At 68.7% G+C, this 16,874-nt stretch carries 17 protein-coding genes and 4 pseudogenes; 8 read left to right on the top strand and 13 right to left on the bottom strand.

Annotated features, from left to right (window positions below; translation table 11 throughout):
- Positions 1-191: 191 nt before the first annotated feature.
- Together C1I98_RS19250 and C1I98_RS19245 are read left to right on the top strand one after the other, a co-directional pair.
- Positions 192-320, top strand: a pseudogene (locus C1I98_RS19250) (ISAzo13 family transposase); the annotation flags it as partial.
- A gap of 2 nt (positions 321-322) precedes the next feature.
- Positions 323-598: pseudogene (locus tag C1I98_RS19245) on the top strand (ISAzo13 family transposase); the annotation flags it as partial.
- A gap of 460 nt (positions 599-1,058) precedes the next feature.
- On the opposite strand, the gene C1I98_RS19240 reads toward C1I98_RS19245, so the two are convergent.
- Together C1I98_RS19240 and C1I98_RS40575 are read right to left on the bottom strand one after the other, a co-directional pair.
- Complete coding sequence (locus C1I98_RS19240; protein ID WP_111168830.1) at positions 1,059-1,238, bottom strand: PspC domain-containing protein; 180 nt, start codon at positions 1,236-1,238, stop codon at positions 1,059-1,061.
- Between the two features lie 29 nt (positions 1,239-1,267).
- Complete coding sequence (locus C1I98_RS40575) at positions 1,268-1,591, bottom strand: hypothetical protein (protein WP_146607518.1); 324 nt, start codon at positions 1,589-1,591, stop codon at positions 1,268-1,270.
- A 465-nt stretch (positions 1,592-2,056) separates the two neighbouring features.
- Here C1I98_RS40575 and C1I98_RS19230 point away from each other — a divergent pair, with 465 nt between their 5' ends.
- Complete coding sequence (locus C1I98_RS19230) at positions 2,057-2,785, top strand: amidase family protein (RefSeq protein WP_158558096.1); 729 nt, start codon at positions 2,057-2,059, stop codon at positions 2,783-2,785.
- Between the two features lie 44 nt (positions 2,786-2,829).
- A complete protein-coding gene (locus C1I98_RS19225) occupies positions 2,830-3,408 on the top strand; it encodes a TetR/AcrR family transcriptional regulator (RefSeq protein ID WP_111168827.1) in 579 nt (192 codons plus the stop codon).
- Positions 3,409-3,831: 423 nt separating this feature from the next.
- On the opposite strand, the gene C1I98_RS19220 is transcribed toward C1I98_RS19225, so the two are convergent.
- From C1I98_RS19220 to C1I98_RS19190, 7 genes are read right to left on the bottom strand one after another with little or no spacing between them, the layout of a single operon-like run.
- A complete protein-coding gene (locus tag C1I98_RS19220) occupies positions 3,832-5,211 on the bottom strand; it encodes an aldehyde dehydrogenase family protein (RefSeq protein ID WP_111168826.1) in 1,380 nt (459 codons plus the stop codon).
- The gene (locus C1I98_RS19215; RefSeq protein WP_111168825.1) at positions 5,208-5,786 is read right to left on the bottom strand and encodes a thiamine pyrophosphate-dependent enzyme; all 579 of its coding nucleotides are present in this window, start codon (positions 5,784-5,786) and stop codon (positions 5,208-5,210) included. Before C1I98_RS19215 ends, C1I98_RS19220 begins: the two co-directional genes overlap by 4 nt.
- Complete coding sequence (locus C1I98_RS19210) at positions 5,786-6,319, bottom strand: hypothetical protein (protein WP_199537049.1); 534 nt, start codon at positions 6,317-6,319, stop codon at positions 5,786-5,788. Before C1I98_RS19210 ends, C1I98_RS19215 begins: the two co-directional genes overlap by 1 nt.
- Entirely contained in the window at positions 6,316-7,281 is a 966-nt protein-coding gene (locus C1I98_RS19205) for a threonine ammonia-lyase (RefSeq protein WP_111168823.1), read from the bottom strand. Before C1I98_RS19205 ends, C1I98_RS19210 begins: the two co-directional genes overlap by 4 nt.
- On the bottom strand, positions 7,278-7,661 hold the full coding sequence (locus tag C1I98_RS19200; RefSeq protein ID WP_111168834.1) for a RidA family protein: 384 nt from the start codon (positions 7,659-7,661) through the stop codon (positions 7,278-7,280). The genes C1I98_RS19205 and C1I98_RS19200 overlap by 4 nt, the downstream gene beginning before the upstream one ends.
- 16 nt (positions 7,662-7,677) lie before the next feature.
- Complete coding sequence (locus tag C1I98_RS19195) at positions 7,678-9,159, bottom strand: MFS transporter (protein ID WP_199537048.1); 1,482 nt, start codon at positions 9,157-9,159, stop codon at positions 7,678-7,680.
- Entirely contained in the window at positions 9,156-10,439 is a 1,284-nt protein-coding gene (locus tag C1I98_RS19190; RefSeq protein ID WP_199537047.1) for a metal-dependent hydrolase family protein, read from the bottom strand. The genes C1I98_RS19195 and C1I98_RS19190 overlap by 4 nt, the downstream gene beginning before the upstream one ends.
- Before the next feature lie 111 nt (positions 10,440-10,550).
- Here C1I98_RS19190 and C1I98_RS19185 point away from each other — a divergent pair, with 111 nt between their 5' ends.
- Both C1I98_RS19185 and C1I98_RS19180 read left to right on the top strand, forming a co-directional pair.
- Positions 10,551-11,561 (top strand): Lrp/AsnC family transcriptional regulator, encoded by a 1,011-nt coding sequence (locus C1I98_RS19185; RefSeq protein WP_146607517.1) that lies wholly within the window; start codon positions 10,551-10,553, stop codon positions 11,559-11,561.
- Between the two features lie 75 nt (positions 11,562-11,636).
- Positions 11,637-12,491 (top strand): enoyl-CoA hydratase/isomerase family protein, encoded by an 855-nt coding sequence (locus tag C1I98_RS19180; protein ID WP_111168821.1) that lies wholly within the window; start codon positions 11,637-11,639, stop codon positions 12,489-12,491.
- Between the two features lie 285 nt (positions 12,492-12,776).
- Here C1I98_RS19180 and C1I98_RS45675 read toward each other — a convergent pair.
- Positions 12,777-12,872: pseudogene (locus C1I98_RS45675) on the bottom strand (TetR family transcriptional regulator); the annotation flags it as partial.
- Between the two features lie 170 nt (positions 12,873-13,042).
- Here C1I98_RS45675 and C1I98_RS19170 point away from each other — a divergent pair.
- Together C1I98_RS19170 and C1I98_RS19165 are read left to right on the top strand one after the other, a co-directional pair.
- Entirely contained in the window at positions 13,043-13,612 is a 570-nt protein-coding gene (locus C1I98_RS19170; RefSeq protein WP_146607516.1) for a carboxymuconolactone decarboxylase family protein, read from the top strand.
- Between the two features lie 26 nt (positions 13,613-13,638).
- On the top strand, positions 13,639-14,436 hold the full coding sequence (locus C1I98_RS19165; RefSeq protein WP_111168819.1) for a hypothetical protein: 798 nt from the start codon (positions 13,639-13,641) through the stop codon (positions 14,434-14,436).
- 342 nt (positions 14,437-14,778) lie between these two features.
- Here the strand turns inward: C1I98_RS19165 and C1I98_RS19160 are convergent, their stop codons facing one another.
- The 3 genes and pseudogenes from C1I98_RS19160 to C1I98_RS44005 form a co-directional block, all read right to left on the bottom strand.
- Entirely contained in the window at positions 14,779-15,339 is a 561-nt protein-coding gene (locus tag C1I98_RS19160) for a DUF5994 family protein (protein ID WP_111168818.1), read from the bottom strand.
- Positions 15,339-16,298 carry an acyl-CoA desaturase gene (locus tag C1I98_RS19155; RefSeq protein WP_111168817.1) on the bottom strand — a complete coding sequence of 320 codons (960 nt, stop codon included), beginning with the start codon at positions 16,296-16,298 and terminating at the stop codon, positions 15,339-15,341. The genes C1I98_RS19160 and C1I98_RS19155 overlap by 1 nt, the downstream gene beginning before the upstream one ends.
- 449 nt (positions 16,299-16,747) lie before the next feature.
- Positions 16,748-16,874 (bottom strand): annotated as a pseudogene (locus C1I98_RS44005) (acyl-CoA desaturase); the annotation flags it as partial.

Raw genomic sequence — 16,874 nt, 5'->3', positions numbered from 1 at the left:
CCTCTGAACAACCCCGCAGGCACCTACCACCTAGGGCGGGACACAGCTCACCCCCCAGACAGTTCGCCCGCCGGATGTCAATAACGTTCGTGGTCAATACACCTAGCTAAGGGCCTGTAGCGAAATAACTCGTAGCATTCCGGGCTCGTGGTCGATGGTCTGGTATGAGCGTGTCGGCGAAGACCCTGGAGATGCTGGCGGCAAAGCTTGAAGCGATCTTGCCGCATCTGAACGAGCGGCAACGTCGGCTGCTGCTGGGCGCCGAGGCCCGGGCTTTGCGACATGGTGGAATCCGCGCGGTGGCCAAGGCCGCGGGTGTGTGACCGTGGCGTTCACCGACCAGGTCCTGCTCACGGTGCTGCACCAGCGGCTGGGCCTGGCGATTGAACCCCTGGCGGTTCTGTTCGGCACCAGCCGGACCACCGCCTACCGCACCACCCGCACCACCCGCACCACCCGCAGCATCGGCGAACTCCTCGACCAGCACGGCATCCACATCACGCCCGCGCCGAGCCCACCAGGCCCGCTTCGCGTCCTGCACGAACGCGTCCTCGCCGAAGACAGCAAAGCCACAAACAAGATCAAAGCTGAGTGTTGATAATCTGCAGGCCCTAAGCGGGATTCCCGAAGTCCTGCACGTAACCAGGCGTGTGATCGCAGGCGCGCACGGGCGTTGACAAGGACCCCATCGGGGGTTGGATCGAAGTTGCCCACAGCGCCCCACCACCCGGCGAGGTCATGGTCAGTATGCGCCACCGCAGTTCTGGATGTCAGCCCTGACACCGCCGCCCGCCGCTACCGCAGCTGACGACAGGCCGCCCGCGCGGCGCTCTTGGCCCGGCCGTGGACATGGCAGAACAGCCGCTCGGCCGAGCAGGCGGCGTCCGAGCGCAGCCATGGCGACAAGCCAAGGGTGTGCCATCCCAAGAAACCTTGACGAAGGCGGGCCGGACCCTGATCCGGCAAGTTAGGCCGCCTTCATGATGCCCAACAGATGGCAGCGTCTCCGTGCCCGCCCTCAGGCATTGCCGAGCGATCATCGTCGGGTCGTCGTGCTCCTATCGGGCCGGCTCCTCTGGAACGAAGATCCACATGATGACGTAAACCACCCACAGCGGGCCGGGGATAAGTGACAAAAGCAGCCACAGGATCCGTACGAACGTAGGCGGCAGGCCAGTCTTATCGGCGATACCGCCACAGACACCGGCCAGTATCCTGTGCTCTCGTGAGCGGTACATGATGCTCCTCCGTGGGCAACGGTCCACCTTTATAGTAGTCCGAGCCGCCGAGTCAACTGCTGTTTGAAGCTCCCAGGACCAGGTGACCTTGTCCACATAGGGCCCGGAACGACCGAACCGCCGATCCATGGAGTAAGTTCGTCATCGGCGCTAATCTTGTGGTTCATGATATATTGGACAGGCGGTGTTTTCTCAATGAGAACCTCGATCACCTGGAGTTGCCCCGTGAGTTCCTGCACGGTGGCCGCCCAGCGCGCGGCGTCCACCGTAAGGATGGGACAGCCGCGGAGCACTGCCTGAAGCACGGTCTGCACGTCCCACAGTTCGTGGTCGCCGTGCAGTTCGCTGCGCATCGCGCCCAGGTCGGCGGCGGCGTCGAACTCGGCGAGCCCGGCGAAGGTCGCCGAGTCGAGCCGGCCGATTCCTCGTGAACAGGGCCGACCGCCTCCAGTCCTCGGAGGAACGCAAGCCGCGCCATCCTCGGGGTGGAGACGCTGCCTTGATCCCGGCCTTTCCCTGTCCAGCGCTGCCGCCACTCGACAGCATACATACTAGTATGTATGCCGCCTTTTTGTGACCCTCACCTGCACCGCACACGAGCCCCCGTGTGCAGCACTATGCAAGCCTGCTGGAAGTCGCCGCGAAGCTACGCGCACGCGAACTCACGCCAGTGGAGTTGACCGAGACACTGCTGGCCCGGATCGACCAGGTCGATCCGGTACTGCGCAGCTACGCCACGGTGACGGCGGACGTCGCCCTTGCTCAAGCCAGGAACGCCGAGGCCGAGCCGGGGCCGGCACCGAGGCCCCCTGCACGGCGTGCCGATCGCCGGGGCAGACCCGCACGACCCGACCACGGTCGCCCTACCGGTGCCCGACTACCTGGCCGGCCTCGACGCCCCGACCGGGCCGGTACGCATCGGAGTGGACCGCGCCTACAACGAGACCCGTGTCGACCAGGCGACCATCGGCATGCTCGATGACGTAGTCGTCGTACTGCGCCGCCTCGGCGCGACGATCGTCGAGGTCACCCTTCCTGATACCAGCACCATCAACGCCGTGTGGCCCCGGTACGCCGGTGTGGAGGCCGCGATCGCCCACCAGGAGACCTATCCCTCGCACGCCTCGGAATACGGCCCGGCCGACACCCCCCGCTCGATCGCCGGGCTCATCACGCACGGTCACACCGCCTCCGCGATCGAGCTGATGCACGCGCACCATCAGCGGCTCGCGTTCACCGGCGGACTGGCGCGTACCCTGTGCGACGTGGATGTCCTGTTGGCTTTGGTGCAGCCGACCACGAGCCTCACGCTTGCGCAGGAGGCGCTGTATGCCGACCCCGAAGCCCTGACGGACTTCCTCCGCTTCGTCACCCCGTTCAACATGGCCGGCGCCCCGACCATCACCCGGCCAGGCGGTGTCGGCGAGGATGACATGCCGCTGGGGTTCCAGTTCGCCGGTAGGCCGTTCGAGGAACGACTACTGATTCGGCTCGACCACGCCTACCAGCGTGAGACGGACTGGCACCTGCGGCATCCGGCCCTGTAATACGGGCCGCCGACAGGCACCGCACCACATTGCCGGGAGGCACCATGAAACCGAACGCTCGGGAGCGCTTGATCGAGGGCACGCGGCAACTGCTGTGGGAACGTGGTTACGTCGGCACCAGTCCGACCGCGATCCTGGCGCGCTCCGGCGTCGGTCAGGGCAGCATGTACCACCACTTCGATGGCAAGCCGGACCTGGTGTTGGCGGCCGAGCAGCGCAGTGCGGAACTGATGCAACAACAGATCGCCGAAGCGTTCGCCGTGGAAGGCACTGCGCTCGAACGCATCACGAGATATCTGGGGCGCGAACGCGATGTGTTGCGTGGGTGCAGCGTGGGACGGCTCACCGCCGATCCGGAGGTCATGGCCGACGACACGTTGCGCGCACCGATCCGGGAGACCTTCGAGGTGCTGCACGAACACCTCCGGCGCACGGTCGCCGAAGGTGTGGCGGCCGGTGAATTCGCCGGCGAGCCGGACATCGACGAGACCGCTTCCGCCATCGCCGCCGTCATCCAGGGCGGCTACGCCTTGGCCCGCGCGGCACAGGCGGTAGAGCCCTTCGACCGCGCCGTCAGGGGAGTGCTCTCACTTCTGCGGGCGAGCGCTCCGCGCTCGAACTGAACCCCAAGCACCACCACCTATCGATCAGGGCCCTCGACGAGCTCGAAGGCCCTTCTCTTCCCATGCGCAAGTCGGCATGTGCCTGATCGCAGCCGCGACCGCCCTGCGTCTCATTCCACGTGGAATAATCCGCACCGGCACGAGCCGGTGCTCTGAGCTCGAACCACTCCATGATGGCCAGGCGTAAGCGATCATGGCGGCGCACCGCCCAGGACAACGTCCCGCCGGGACGCCGTGCGACTCCGGCACGTTATCCGATACATCGCGGCGGACGTCGCACGACGGCCGGCATGGGCATCCGGGGTCGCAGCAGATCGGCATACAGCCGGATCAGGAGAGGTAGACCGGTTCCAGGGTGGGGAGTCGAGGTAATGTCGCAGCCACCCTGCTCGTCCTGGAGGTCGCCAGGGCGAGGTGAGCCTCTCACATCGTGTGAATGCGCACCGCCTGAAGGTTGGCCAGCTCGTACACCCCCCACTTGCCGAGCTCGCGCCCATGGCCGCTGGCCTTGACACCGCCGGCGGGAAGACGCGGATCGGTCGCGGAGATCGTGTTGATGAAGACGGCCCCGGCATGGATTCGCGTGCTCACGGAGGCGGCGTGATCGTCGTCGGTGCTCCACAGGCTGCTGCTCAGCCCGTAGCGTGAAGAGTTGGCGATGGCGATCAACTCGTCGTCGTGCGCGCCGGTCGTGAGCACGCCGAGCGGACCGAACGTCTCCTCGGAGAGGAGAACGGAGTCGCGCCCGTCCACCTCGACGACCGACGGCGAGAACCACGCGCCGCGGGAACTTTCGGGCGCTTCGGCCTGGGCGAGCACCCGGGCTCCGCCCGCCAGGGCCTGGGCACGTTGCTCGCGTAGCACGTCGCGCAGGTCATGGCGCGCGAGCGGCCCGACGTCAACGGTCTCGTCCGCCGGGTTGCCGACCCTCAGCTCGCGAACGTACGGGACCAATGCCTCGACGAACGCGTCACGCACGTCACGGTGGACGAGGATCCGCTTTGCGGCGATGCAGCTCTGCCCGTTGTTGAGGAACCGGGATCGCACCGCGGCGGCAGCCGCGGCGGGGACGTCCGCGTCGGCCAAGACGATGAACGGGTCAGATCCGCCGAGCTCCAGCACGCACTTCTTGAGCGCGGCGCCGGCGCGCGCGGCGACAAGGGCGCCCACGCGATCGCTGCCGGTGAAGGTGACGGCGGCGACGCGGCCGTCACCGATGATGTCCGACGCCGTGGCCGGGTCGACGACGACGGCCTGCAGGACGCCGGGGCCGAACGCGTCCAGGAACGCCTTCTCGATCGCCATCGCGTTTCCCGTGACGGACTCGGCGTGCTTGAGCACGACGGTGTTACCGGCCGCGATCGCAGGCAGCATCGCGCGGATCACCTGCCACCACGGGTAGTTCCATGGGAGGAGCGCGAACACCACTCCGAGCGGCATGACGCGGACGATCGCGGTGTCGCCGTCTACGTCGAAGGTCTCCGGCCGCAGAATCTCGGGAAGCCGCCCGGAATAGTAGCGGCAGGCGGCGACGCACTTGTCGATCTCGGCTCGCGCCTGCGTGATCGGCTTGCCCATCTCGAGGGTGATGAGCGTCGCGAGCGGCTCCCGCCGCTCCGTGAGGAGGTCGCCGAGCCGTCCGATCGCGGTGACGCGTTCCTCCAGGCGGGACCGTTCCCAGCGCGAGGCCGCGGCGACGTCGAGCACCCGGTCGATGCCCTGGGGAGTCGTGTACGGGTAGAAGTCCAGCTCGTCGCCCGATGCCGGGTCGACGGTGACGATTCCGGCGTCCGCGCGCGTCATACCGCGTTCCCCGCCTCACGCAGCCAGAGAGCGAACCGGCCCGTGATCGAGACCGGGTCGATCAGCAGCTTCTCGACACCCTCGGCGTTCCCCGGCTCGATACGGGCGTGCAGGAACGCCGGTTCCGGCACGGCGAGCAGTTCTTCGAAGGCGGCGCGCAGCCCGCTGGTGGTGTCGGCCGAGCGCGTGGCCCAGCCCGCGGCTGCCGCCAGCTTCTCCAGGTCGATTCTCGGTGAGTAGGTCGGCAAGGCCCCGGTCGATGCGTACACCCCGTTGTCGAGGAGGACGAGGAGCAGGTTGCCGGGCGCGAGGTAGCCGCCGGTCGGCAAGACGTTCGGGTTCATGAGCAGCGAACCGTCCCCTTCGACGCAGACGACCTTCGGCACGGACGGGCCCACGCTGAGCGCCAGCCCGGTCGCCACCGATCCCGCCAGGCCCATCGAGTCGAGGAGGTAGAGGTGGTTGTCGCCGTCCTTCACCGACGCCAGTTCCCGGCTCGTCGCCGCGCAGGTCACGACGACGGGATGCCGGCTCGTCAGGCTCACCAGTACTTCGAGTGCTTCGATGCGCTTCATCAGGCGACCTTCCCGTCAGTGTTCCAGAACGACCCGAGGACCACCACGGGCCGATACGTCATGACCGAGTGCACCCCGGCCTCCTGCACGGCGTCCTGCCAGTCCTCGGGGCCGCTCCTGCGATCCAGCTCGATGACGGGAAGTCCGGCGGCGCGCAGGATGGCCGGCACGGGCTGGCTGATGGAGTGGATCATCGAGTTGTACTCGCCGAGGCCGCCGCGGGTGTTGGCGAAGACGAGCAGCGGCAGGTGGTAGGCGAGCGTGAACGTCGTGAGCGCCGTGAGCGCGTTGCCGAAGCCGTTGTCCTGCATGACCACGGCCCCGAGCTCGCCGGTGAACGCCACCGCTCCCATCACGCCGATCGCCTCTTCCTCCCGCGAGAGCGGCGTGACGCGCGGCGAGACGCCGTTCGCCCCGTCATCCGACGCGACCAGCGAGTTGATGATCGGCGCCACTGTCACGGACGGGATGTACCCGACACGTGCCGTGCCGGCCGACCAGATGCCGTCGGCGACGGCTTTCGCGTATGTCATGGGTGTGATTCCTCCAAGTAGGGAAGGGCGAGGGCGTCGGCGAGAAGGGCGGGATCGATGTTGCCGCCGGATACGACCGCGACGGCTCGCCCGAACCCGCCGGGCTCCGAGAGGTGGGCGCCGACACCGAGGGCGCCGCTCGGCTCGACGACGAGACGGGAACGACGGGCGAGCACCGAGACCGCGGCCAGGATCTCGCGCTCGCTCACCGTGACGATCTCATCGACCGTCGCCTGGATGAGCGGGAACGTCAGCTCACCGACCACTGGTGTCCGCGTCCCGTCGGCGATCGTGCGCGAGGTGTCCTCCACGTTCCACGGAATCCGGCGGCCGGCCGCGAGGGAGTCACGCGCGTCGGCGGCCAGTTCCGGTTCCACGCCGACGACCCTCGTACCTGGTGACGCCTGCTTGACCGCCACGCCGACCCCGGAGATCAGCCCGCCCCCGCCGATCGGCACCAGTACCGTGTCGATTTCGTCGAGCTCTTCGAGGAACTCCAGGGCGAGCGTCCCCTGCCCGGCGATCACGTCGGCATGGTCGAACGGCGGGATCATCGCCATCCCGCGGTCGGCCCGCACCTCCTCGGCGACCAGCTCGCGGCGGGCGGCGGGAGCGAAGATCACGTCGGCGCCGAGCTCCCTGGTCGCGTTCACCTTGACCTCCGCCGCGGCCTCCGGCATGACGACGACCGCAGGAACCCTGGCTGCTCGCGCGGCCCAGGCGACAGCCTGGCCGTGGTTCCCGCTCGAATGCGTGACCACCCCGCGCGCCCGCGCCTCCGGGCGGAGCCGCCGTACCGCATTGAGCGCGCCACGGATCTTGAACGCACCGATCGGCTGGAGGCTCTCGGCCTTCAGATAGAGCTCCCCCCGAGCCCAGGGCGCTGCGAGCAGCGGTGTCCGGACGACGTCGCCGGCGATCCGGGCCTGCGCGTCGACGATGTCGTGAGCCGTGACCGTCATGGCTGCGGGCCCCGTACGGCGATCGCGTCGAGCTCGACGCGGCCCCCGTAGGGCAGTTCCGCGACGGCGATGCACGTGCGTGCGGGCAGCGGTTCCGGCAGCAACTGCTGGTACGCCTGGTCCATGGCGTTCCGGTCGGACATGGATGCCAGGTAGACCGTGATCTTCGCGACGTCTTCGAGGCCAAGGCCCGCCGAGGCGAGCCGGGCTCGCAGGTTCGCGACGGCCTGCCGGGTCTCCTTGGCGACGCCGCCGACGACGAGCGCCCCGTTGGCCAGGCCCAGTTGCCCGGAGATGAAAACGAGCCCTCCGGGGGTCTCGCGAACCGGGCTGTACGGGTGCCGCGCCTGCGCGGGGCTGGTGGGGGCCGAGTCGGTCATCATTTTCCTTACAGCGTCAGAGGTGGCCGAGAGAGGTGGTCTCCGTGCCGGCGCCGGCTTTGCCGCGCACCTTGCGGACCAGGATCGCCGCCGGGATCGCGGCCAGGACGAACACGCCAGCGACGGTGGCGATGTAGGCGTAGATGCCGGTCGCCGAGTTCACCGTCTCGCCGTCGACGACGATGGCCGTCTGGCCGAGGATCGCGGATCCGACGAAGTTCATCGTCACCGCGCCGATGGCGACCATGAACATGACCATGCTGGAAACCGTGGCCTGCCGCGCCTTCGGGGCGAGGATCGAGGCCAGGTTGAACGCGGAGGTAATGAGGTTGCCGGCCGTCATGCTCAGCAGGAACGAGGCCGGTACGGCGACGGCGAGGTTGCTCGGGCCGCCGCCGAAGAGCATCAGCGCGGTGCCGGCCGTTCCGGTCAGGACGCCCACCGCCAGGCACCGCGCGGGGCCGATGCGGGTGGCGAGGACCCCGGCGCCGATACCGCCGAGCACGATGCCGATGGACGGGATGCCGAACATCAGCCCGAGCGCGAGAGGGCTGGCGAGACCGTATCCCAGCCCCTGCTCGGGCGAGACCTCCAGGAGCATGCTGATCAGCTGCAGCTTGCTCTGATAGGCGCCCGTGCCCATGACGACCACGAGCAGCATGACCCCGAACACGAAGGAGATGCCGCGAACGTTGATGATGGGCTCCGGCCTGCGGCTGAGCACCAGGAACCAGAACAGCAGGGCGGCGACACCCGCCGCGAGCACCAGCAGCGACACCACGCCCAGCCAGCCGAAGACCTGGCCGAGGCTGATGTAGCCGAGCACGCCCGCGACACCGAGGGCGAGGACGAGCGCGCCCGTGACATCGACCTTGCCGGGCGTCCGGCTCCCCCTGTCGGGTACGAGCAGGCGGACCAGCAGCGCGGCGAGGGCCGCGAACGACGTGGAGATCACGAAGACGGCCTGCCAGCCGAAGGCCTCGATCGCCGGCGCCACGACGAACGGCGTCACGATGCCGAACGCGGCCGACCCGGCCGTCACGATTCCCGTGACCACCATGGAGAATTTCGGCTCGCAGATGTCGCGGACGATGGCGACCGAGAGGAACAGCGCCGCCACGACAGCACCCTGCAAAAGGCGTCCCAGCACGAACACGCCGAGGTTCGGCGCGGACAGGCACACGAGCCCGCCGAGCGCCGCGACGAGCAGTGTGGCCACGAGCACCCTGCGCTTACCGTAGATGTCCGCGCTCTTGCCCAGCAGCGGCGACCACAGGGCACCGGCGAACATCGCACTCGAGCCGATCCAGGCGAACTGATCGGTGCCGAAGGCCCGCGCCAGGTCGGGGAGCACGTACGTCGGCGCCCCGATCGCGCTGTCGACCATGACGTTGACGAGGACAAGGATCGCGACATAGCCGATGACCCGAGGTTTCCATCCGTCATGGAGCACGGCCGCCGACCTGCCGGCCGTGGTGGGTGGGCTGAGATCGGTCATGAGTGCTTTCTCTCTGTGCTGGGCGCGTCAACGGTGGAATCCCCGAGACGGGTGGTGCGCACGACGCCCTGCTGGGCGACGAGGGTGATACGGGTGGGATCGCCGAGCGAGCGGATGTCGGCGAGCGGGTCCGCCGCGCACAGCACGATGTCGGCGAGGCGACCCGGCCGCAGGGCGCCCAGCCGGTCGTCGACGCCGAGCAGGCGAGCGCTGTTGGAGGTCGCCGCGCGGATGGCGTCCATCGGCGACATGCCCAGCTCGACCAGGTACGACAGCTCGTAGAGGTTCTGCCCGTGCGGCGTGATGCCGGCGTCCGTCCCGACCGCGATGTTCACCTTCCGCGCGATGGCACCGGCGAGGTTCTCCTTGGCGCGCTCATTCCAGCGCAGCTTCTTCTGGTAGCGCCACGGCGTCGTCTTCTTCGGGTCCAACCGCTGGAAGACCGCCGACAGGGTCGGTACGAGGAACGCGTCCCGCTCCCCGAGGAGGTCGCAGCCTTCGTCGTCGATGCCGAAGCCGTGCTCGACCGAGCGGACGCCGCCACGGATCGCGGCGAGGATGCCGGCTCGTCCCTGCGCGTGTGCGGCGACCGGGCGTTCGCCGTGCCGCCGCGCCTCGTCCACGACCGCCGCGATCTCCTCGTCCAGCAGGTCCTGGTCATCGGGATCGTCATGGGCGCTGCTGATCCCGCCGCTCGTGCAGATCTTGATCACGTCGGCGCCGGCGCGCAGCATCCGCCGCGCGGCCTTGCGGACGCCCGGTACGTCATCGACGAGTTCACAGTAGTCCAGGCCGAGACTCTTTCCGCTGGGCAGGGTGCCGTCGGCGTGCCCGCCGGTGTGGCTGATCACGCCGACCGACGTTTGTATGCGAGGCCCCGTGACCAGTCCGGCGACGACGGCGTCGCGGAACCCGGCGGGCAGGCCGCCCAGGTCCCGGACGGACGTGATTCCGGACGCGAGTGTCCGGCTCATGCGTTCGGCGGTCTGGAGGACGCCCATGACGGGGTCCGTCAGGAGGGCTGCTTCCACGAGCGACCGGTCGGAGGGGATCCCGAGGTGGGTGTGGCAGTCGAACAGCCCAGGAAGCAACGTTCCGCCTCGGCCGTCGATCGTCCTGACGTCCGGGTGGCCCGCGGGCGCCCGCGCCGCTGGACCCGCGTAGGCGATCCGGCCGTCGGCGTCGCACTCCAGTACGGCATCGTCCACCACTTCGGGGCTGACGCCGTCGATGAGCCGCACGTTGTGGACCCGCAGCGCGGCCCCGTAGTTGAATCCCACTCGCCGACCTGTTCTCGCTCGCTCTGCTGTGACGTGCGACACGCTAGAGTGATTCTGCAATTCGGCCGCGAATCGCAGGAAATCTTCATCAGACCCCAGATTCTGCAGGAAATGTCAACAACATCTTTTGACGAGCTGGATGTCGCCATCGTCGACGCCATGCGCTCGGCCCCGCGCGAGAGCTGGCGCAGGCTCGGGGAGGTGCTCGGGGTCGACCCGGTGACCGTGAGCCGCCGCTGGGCGCGCATGGAGTCCGAGGGCGTCGCCTGGGTCGCCGCCCATTTCTCGGGAAGCGCGACCCCGGCGTGCGCGCTGGTGGAGATCGACTGTGCGCCGGGGCGGATCACCGAGGTGGTGCGCACCCTCGCCGAACACCCGCAGGCGGCCACCGTCAAGGTGACCAGCGGCGGCAGGGACGTGCTCGTGCTGGCGCAGGCGCCCCACCTCGCCTCGCTCTCGGGCTACCTCCTCAACCTGGTGGGCCAGGTGCCGGGAATCGCGAAGGTCCGCAGCCACGTGATCACCCGATCGGCCCTCGAAGCCAGCCGTTGGCGGGAGGGCGCGCTCGATCCCGAGCAGCGGCGTCGCCTCGGTTCCCGTCCGCGGCTGCAGCCCGGCGAGGCCGACGGCATCGAGAAGACCGACCTGCGCATCGTCCGCGCGCTGCACGCCGACGGGCGGATGTCGTTCGAACGGCTCGCCGAGCACGTGGGCATCAGCCCGATGTCCGTGCGCCGCCGGCTGTCGCGCCTGCAGGGGGCCGGGCTCATCACCTTCCGCTGCGACGCCTCCCGGCATCTTTCCGGCCGGTCGGTTTCCGCGGTGTACTTCGGCTCGCTGGACATCCAGGACCTGGGCGCCGCGGAGGAACGCATCCGCTCGCTTCCGGGGGTCCGAGCCGCCACGTTCGTCGCCGGGCCCTTCAACATGATCGTCGACGCGTCGCTGCGAACGACGGCCGAGGTGCACGACCTCGAATGGCGCATGGGCCAGGAACTGCCGGCGCTGCGCATGCAGGACCGCTCGGTCGTGCTGAGCATGACCAAGCTGCTGGGACGCGTCCTGGACGCCGAGGGGCGATCCGTCCGCGCCGTGCCGCTCGTCCCCGAGGAGAACGGGTAGGGTCGAAATCCACACTGACTGGTGTACTTTTGCGGAGTCCGTCGAGCGACGACGGCTCCGCATGGAGGTAATGACATGGCATTCGATCCGGCCGAGCATTGGGAGGGCTACCTCGCCCCGCCCGCGTTCGAGGAGTACTCGGCCAGGTATGCGGACTTCTTCCGGATGAGGCGCGAGGACGGCATCATCGAGGTTCGCCTGCACACGAACGACGGCCCGTACGCCCACGCGCCGGCCGCACACAACGCGTGGACGCGCGTGTGGCAGGAGATCGGCAACGACCCCGAGAACCAGGTGCTGATCATCACGGGCACCGGTGACAGGTGGATGACGGGCAACCCGAAGGGGCTCAACCCCAAGCCCGCCTCCGACCTGGACCCGGACCACATCTACCAGCGCATGGCCGACGGCTGGAAGCTCATCGAGAGCTTCGTCAACAACATCGACATCCCGACGATCGCCGCCGTCAACGGCCCTGGGGTGCACACCGAGTTCGCGATGATGAGCGATGTCACGTTCGCGGCACCGGACGCCGACTTCATGGACCCGCACTTCTGGCTCGGCTCGCCGCCGGGAGACGGCCAAGGCCTGGCGCTCCAGGCGCTGATGGGCCCCAAGCGCGCGGCCTACCACATCTACGCGGCCAAGTCGATCCCCGCGGACAAGGCTCTCGAATGGGGCATCGTCAGTGACGTGCTGCCCCGCGAGCAGCTTCTCGATCGGGCGTGGGAACTGGCCCAGTTCATCATGAAACGGCCACGTTACACCAGGTGGGCGACGCACAACATCGTCTCGCGGCACTGGAAGAAGTTGGTGGCCGAGGACTTCGGTTTCCACATGGCGCACCAGATGCTCGCCAACGTCGCCAGTAAGTCTCTGGTGCCCGACCCGGAGCTGCTGGCCGACTCCGATACCCGCAAGCTGTTCTGACCTGAGGGTTCGGCGGGCTATCCGGATTCGTGCCGCGCGCACGGTCTCAGGCAGCCGGGGCGCCGGCCGTCCCAGGGAGGCCGGCCGGCGGAAGGTCGCGTAGCCCGACGGCGGGAACGCCTCGGTCGCCATCCGCGACGCGAACGCCGTCAGCGCGTCGCGCAGGTTCCGCCCTTCCGCGGGCTCCTCCTCAATCGCCCTCCGTACGGTTGTCGCCAAGGTCTCGTTGACGCGTACGAGGACGCTCTGGAGGATGATCTGCTCGGCTCCTAAGTGATCGTAGACGGTGCGCTTGGACACATCTGCCCGGGCCACGATGGCATCGACGCTGGTGAGCTCGTAACCCTCGGAGACGAACAGCGCCTCGGCGGCGTTCAGCATGGCCGCTCGCTTGTTGTGGGACCGCAGTCGCCGGCCAGGGGTCTGCGCGGATACTGCTCTCGCCCTCGCTACGCCTTTCCCGAATACCACACTGCACGGTGTAGTGTGGTTTGCTTGGAAGGCCGTATGCCCGTCGCAGGCGCGCCGAACAGGGTGAACAGGAGGAAATCGTGAGGATGCCCCCCATCAGTCCGAACGAGCTGTCCGACGAGCAACGCCCGTTCGACGAACATGTCCGCCAGGTCATGGGCGGCCTGCGGACACCGTTCACCTCGACGGATGAGAGCGGCGCGCTCATTGGGCCGTTTCCCGTGATGCTGCGCTTTCCCGGCCTCGCCCGGCCACTGCTGGAATGGTTCACGACCGTCACGAGCGGCAGCGTGCTTTCGCCGCGGGTGCGCGAGGTCGCCATCCTCACCACCGGTTCACGGTACGGCGCCGCCTACGAGCTCTACTCCCACAGCAGGATCGCGGCGAAGATCGGACTGCCGGACGGCGTCGTCGCGGGCCTGACCGCCGGGCAACGACCCGCGGGACTGACGCCGGAGGAGTCGGTCGCACACGATGTGGCGGCCCACCTCTACACCGGCGCGCCGCTCCCAGGGGCGCTCTACCGCTCCGCGGTCGCCTGCTTCGGCGAGTGCGGGACGGCGGAACTCGTCTTCCTGATCGCCCAGTACGCCGCGATCTCCATGGTCCTCAACGCCTACGACGTCCCACTGCCACCGGATGCGGAGTAACGCCCGATGCACACGGAACGCCAACAGTGATCGAACACTACAAACGCCTGGGGCGCCTCGTCACGGACGCGACCGCCCAGATGGACGGCCAGTCGCCCTGGCTCGTGGTCGGCGCGGTGCCGATCCAGCCGAGGCCGGTCGAGCTCTTCCCGGCGAGCGGCGATGAGCTGCGGCGATGGCTCCAACAGCACGTCGCGGACTGGCCGGCACCGATCCCCATCGCATCCAAACAGCCGGAGACGTACGCGGACAAGCTGACCTTCGTACCATCGCGAAGCCCCGGCCGGCCGGCCACCTCATACTATTGCGAACTCCACGCGGACGGCTCCGCGCTCGGCGCGCTGCAACTGGGAACACTTCGCGACAGCCCCACGGACGACAGCGAAGTCTGGGTGCTCGGCGAAGGCGCCATCGCGTGGATCACGATCGCCCTGCTGCGCCTCATGGCGGCCTTCGCCCATCGCACCATGGTTCTGGGCGAAGCCATGGTCTTGGGCGAAGCCGCCGCCGAAGCGACCATCATCCCTGGCGCCGGCACGGCGATGGAGGTGTGGAACCACGCCGGCTCGATGTACGGACCGGCAGGAGGCCACCGGCTCTCCGAGGCCGTCTCCACGCGCCGCACGATCGACCTGGCCAGGTGCCTGTCGCCACACCTCACGATGACGGCACGACCACTCGTCCTCGACCTCCTCCGCCGGTTCGGCCTCTCCGGCTCACGCCACATCGACCCCAGCGGCGTGCTCCAGCGCGGGCACTTCACCGGATTCGACGAAGCGATCCGCGCATGGGCCGACGCGATCGGCGCTTCATCCGAACCGTGACCGCGGCGGCCCGCCCTCCCCACCGGACAAGGGGTCTGTCCAGTACCCGTACAGTCCCTATCAAGGTCGGGGAGGTGGCGTCGATGTGGCGCGCGTACCAGCATCGCACGGCCTGGTGTGCGAGGTCGAGGTCGATGGCCTGTTGGGGAAGCAGGACGCGGTGGTTGTCGGGCGTGGTGTGGACGCTGCCCCGGCGCCAGAGGCGATGGGCCCGCTCACGTTCGCGCTGCGGCACCTGCGGCCCGCAAGGTACCGGCCGCCGTGATCGGCACTGCCCGGTAGAGGGGTCTGTCGACCTCGCGCAGCCAGTGCACGATGTGATCCTCCCTGTCATGGGGCATGTCATGGAGGCGGGCCCGCATGCCCTAACTCGCCCCGGCCTATCAGGTGATCAGGGCGTGGCGCCGTGACGGGCTGCCGGCTTTGCCCGCCTTCGTTGTCCCAACCCGCCAGGCCCGGTTCCTGCTCGCCGGTGGCCTCGGCGGGGCCGTTGTGCTCTGCGGCGGTGAGGATGTCGCTGGGACGGGTACGGCCCCGGCATCGGGTGGCCAGATCGAGCGCCTTGGCGGCGGCGGCGGGCGTGGTGCCGGGTGGGACGATGAGCAGGTTGATGTGCTCGATCCCCGGGATGATCAAATTGATCACCTGGGGATCGATGGTGCGAAACCAGCCCACCTTGACCTGGCGGCCAGGGGCGGCGATACGGCGCGGGATGTTGTGCCAGGTGTCGATGTGCAGGCCCACCCGTAGGACCCGCCGCTGCAGGTGCCGGTCGATCGCGGCGATCAGGGCGGGCAGTTCCGCGCCGGCGTCGTAGCCGGCGGGCCACCATGCGCCGTCGACCGCGCCGCGGCGCGCGAGGCCGGGATCCAGGCTGAACCGCACCTTCTTCGCGCCGGTCATCAGGAGGGCCTGCGGCGTCGTGCGGCCAGGCGTGCCGGGGTCGGCCAGCGTACGTCATGGGCCCAGCCGAGCCGCTCCAGCCACCGGATCAGCCGGGCGGAGATGTCGATCTGGCCGGGCAGCACGCCGTGACGGGCGCAGGTGGGGTCGGCGTGGTGGCCGTTGTGCCAGCTTTCACCGAGCGACAGGATCGCCAGCGGCCAGAAGTTGGCGGCCCGGTCCCCGGCGTGGGTCTTCAGCGGTCGTTCGCCGAAGACGTGGCAGACGGAATTGATCGACCAGGTGATGTGGTGCAGCAGCGCGATCCGTACCAGGGCGCCCCAGAAGAACGCGGTCAGCGCGCCGCGCCAGGTGCCGGTGGCCAGCAGGCCGATGGTGGGCGGCAGCAGCAGCGAGGCCGCGGCCAGCGGCCCGAACAGCCGGTCCACCCGGCCGATGCCGGGGTCGTTGAGCAGGTCCTTGGCGAACCGCTCCCGGTTGGTGCGCTCACGCCCGAACATCCAGCCGGTGTGCGCGAACAGCAGCCCCTTGGCCAGGCCGCGCACGCTGCGCCCGTAACGCCAGGGCGAGTGCGGATCGCCGTCACGGTCGGCGAAGGCGTGATGACGTCGGTGGTCGGCCACCCACTGGATGACCGGGCCCTGTATCGCCAAAGACCCGGCCACCGCCAAGCCGATCCGCAGCCACTGCGGGGCTTTGAACGCGCCGTGGGTGAGATAGCGGTGAAAACCCACCGTTACCCCGAGCCCGGTCACGACGTACGCGCCGCCCGCGATCACTGCGTCGACCCAGCTCAGCCCCCACCCCCAGGCCACGGGGATCGCTGCGGCCAGTGCCGCGAACGGCACCAGCACGAACACCCACAACGCGACCACCGCGGCGACCGGTTTACGCCCATCGATGATCGGCGCCGCGCCATCCCGCTTCCGATCACCCACGCCCGTATCCGTTGAAGCCATACCAGCGTTGCCTCCTTGTCCCCATCGGGGAGCGCAGTCACGCGTGCAGAAGTCAATTCGCTTCCCCCGCACACTGTGGCTACACCACCCGATAACACTCATTTGCGGCTTATGGCACGTTTCTTGCCGGTACCTCGGCCCGGTCGAGCGCTGGTTGGCCACCTGAACCGGGCGACTCATTTGCCGCGGAGCAGACAAGAGCGTTCAGGCGCTGGAGGGACGACATCCGCGCCTGGATGGACTCGCAGACCGCGACTCCGCCGCGATCTCCGCGGCCTCTACGGCCTCGGCGATGAGTCCCGGCGCCGGCGGCGCGAGGCCCGAAACGCCTCCTGGACATTCCGGACCAACCACACCCGTGTCCTGGCCCGGCGATCAGACTCGTTCACTTCGAGCCAACACCCGCGCGTGCCGTAGGGGAAACAGGCGATCCGGGAAGGACCCATCTGCCAGTCGATGACGTTGCCCTGAAATCCCATCGATCCCGCGATGGCCAGCGCCGTGCGCAGCCATGGCAGGGCGGTGAAGGAACCGTGGGTGAGCAGCCGGTGGAACCCCACCGTCACCCCCAGCCCG

Origin of the sequence: Spongiactinospora gelatinilytica (genome assembly GCF_003236385.1) — a bacterium.
GTDB lineage: Bacteria > Actinomycetota > Actinomycetes > Streptosporangiales > Streptosporangiaceae > Spongiactinospora > Spongiactinospora gelatinilytica.
This window is presented reverse-complemented; position numbering and strand designations above follow the sequence as displayed.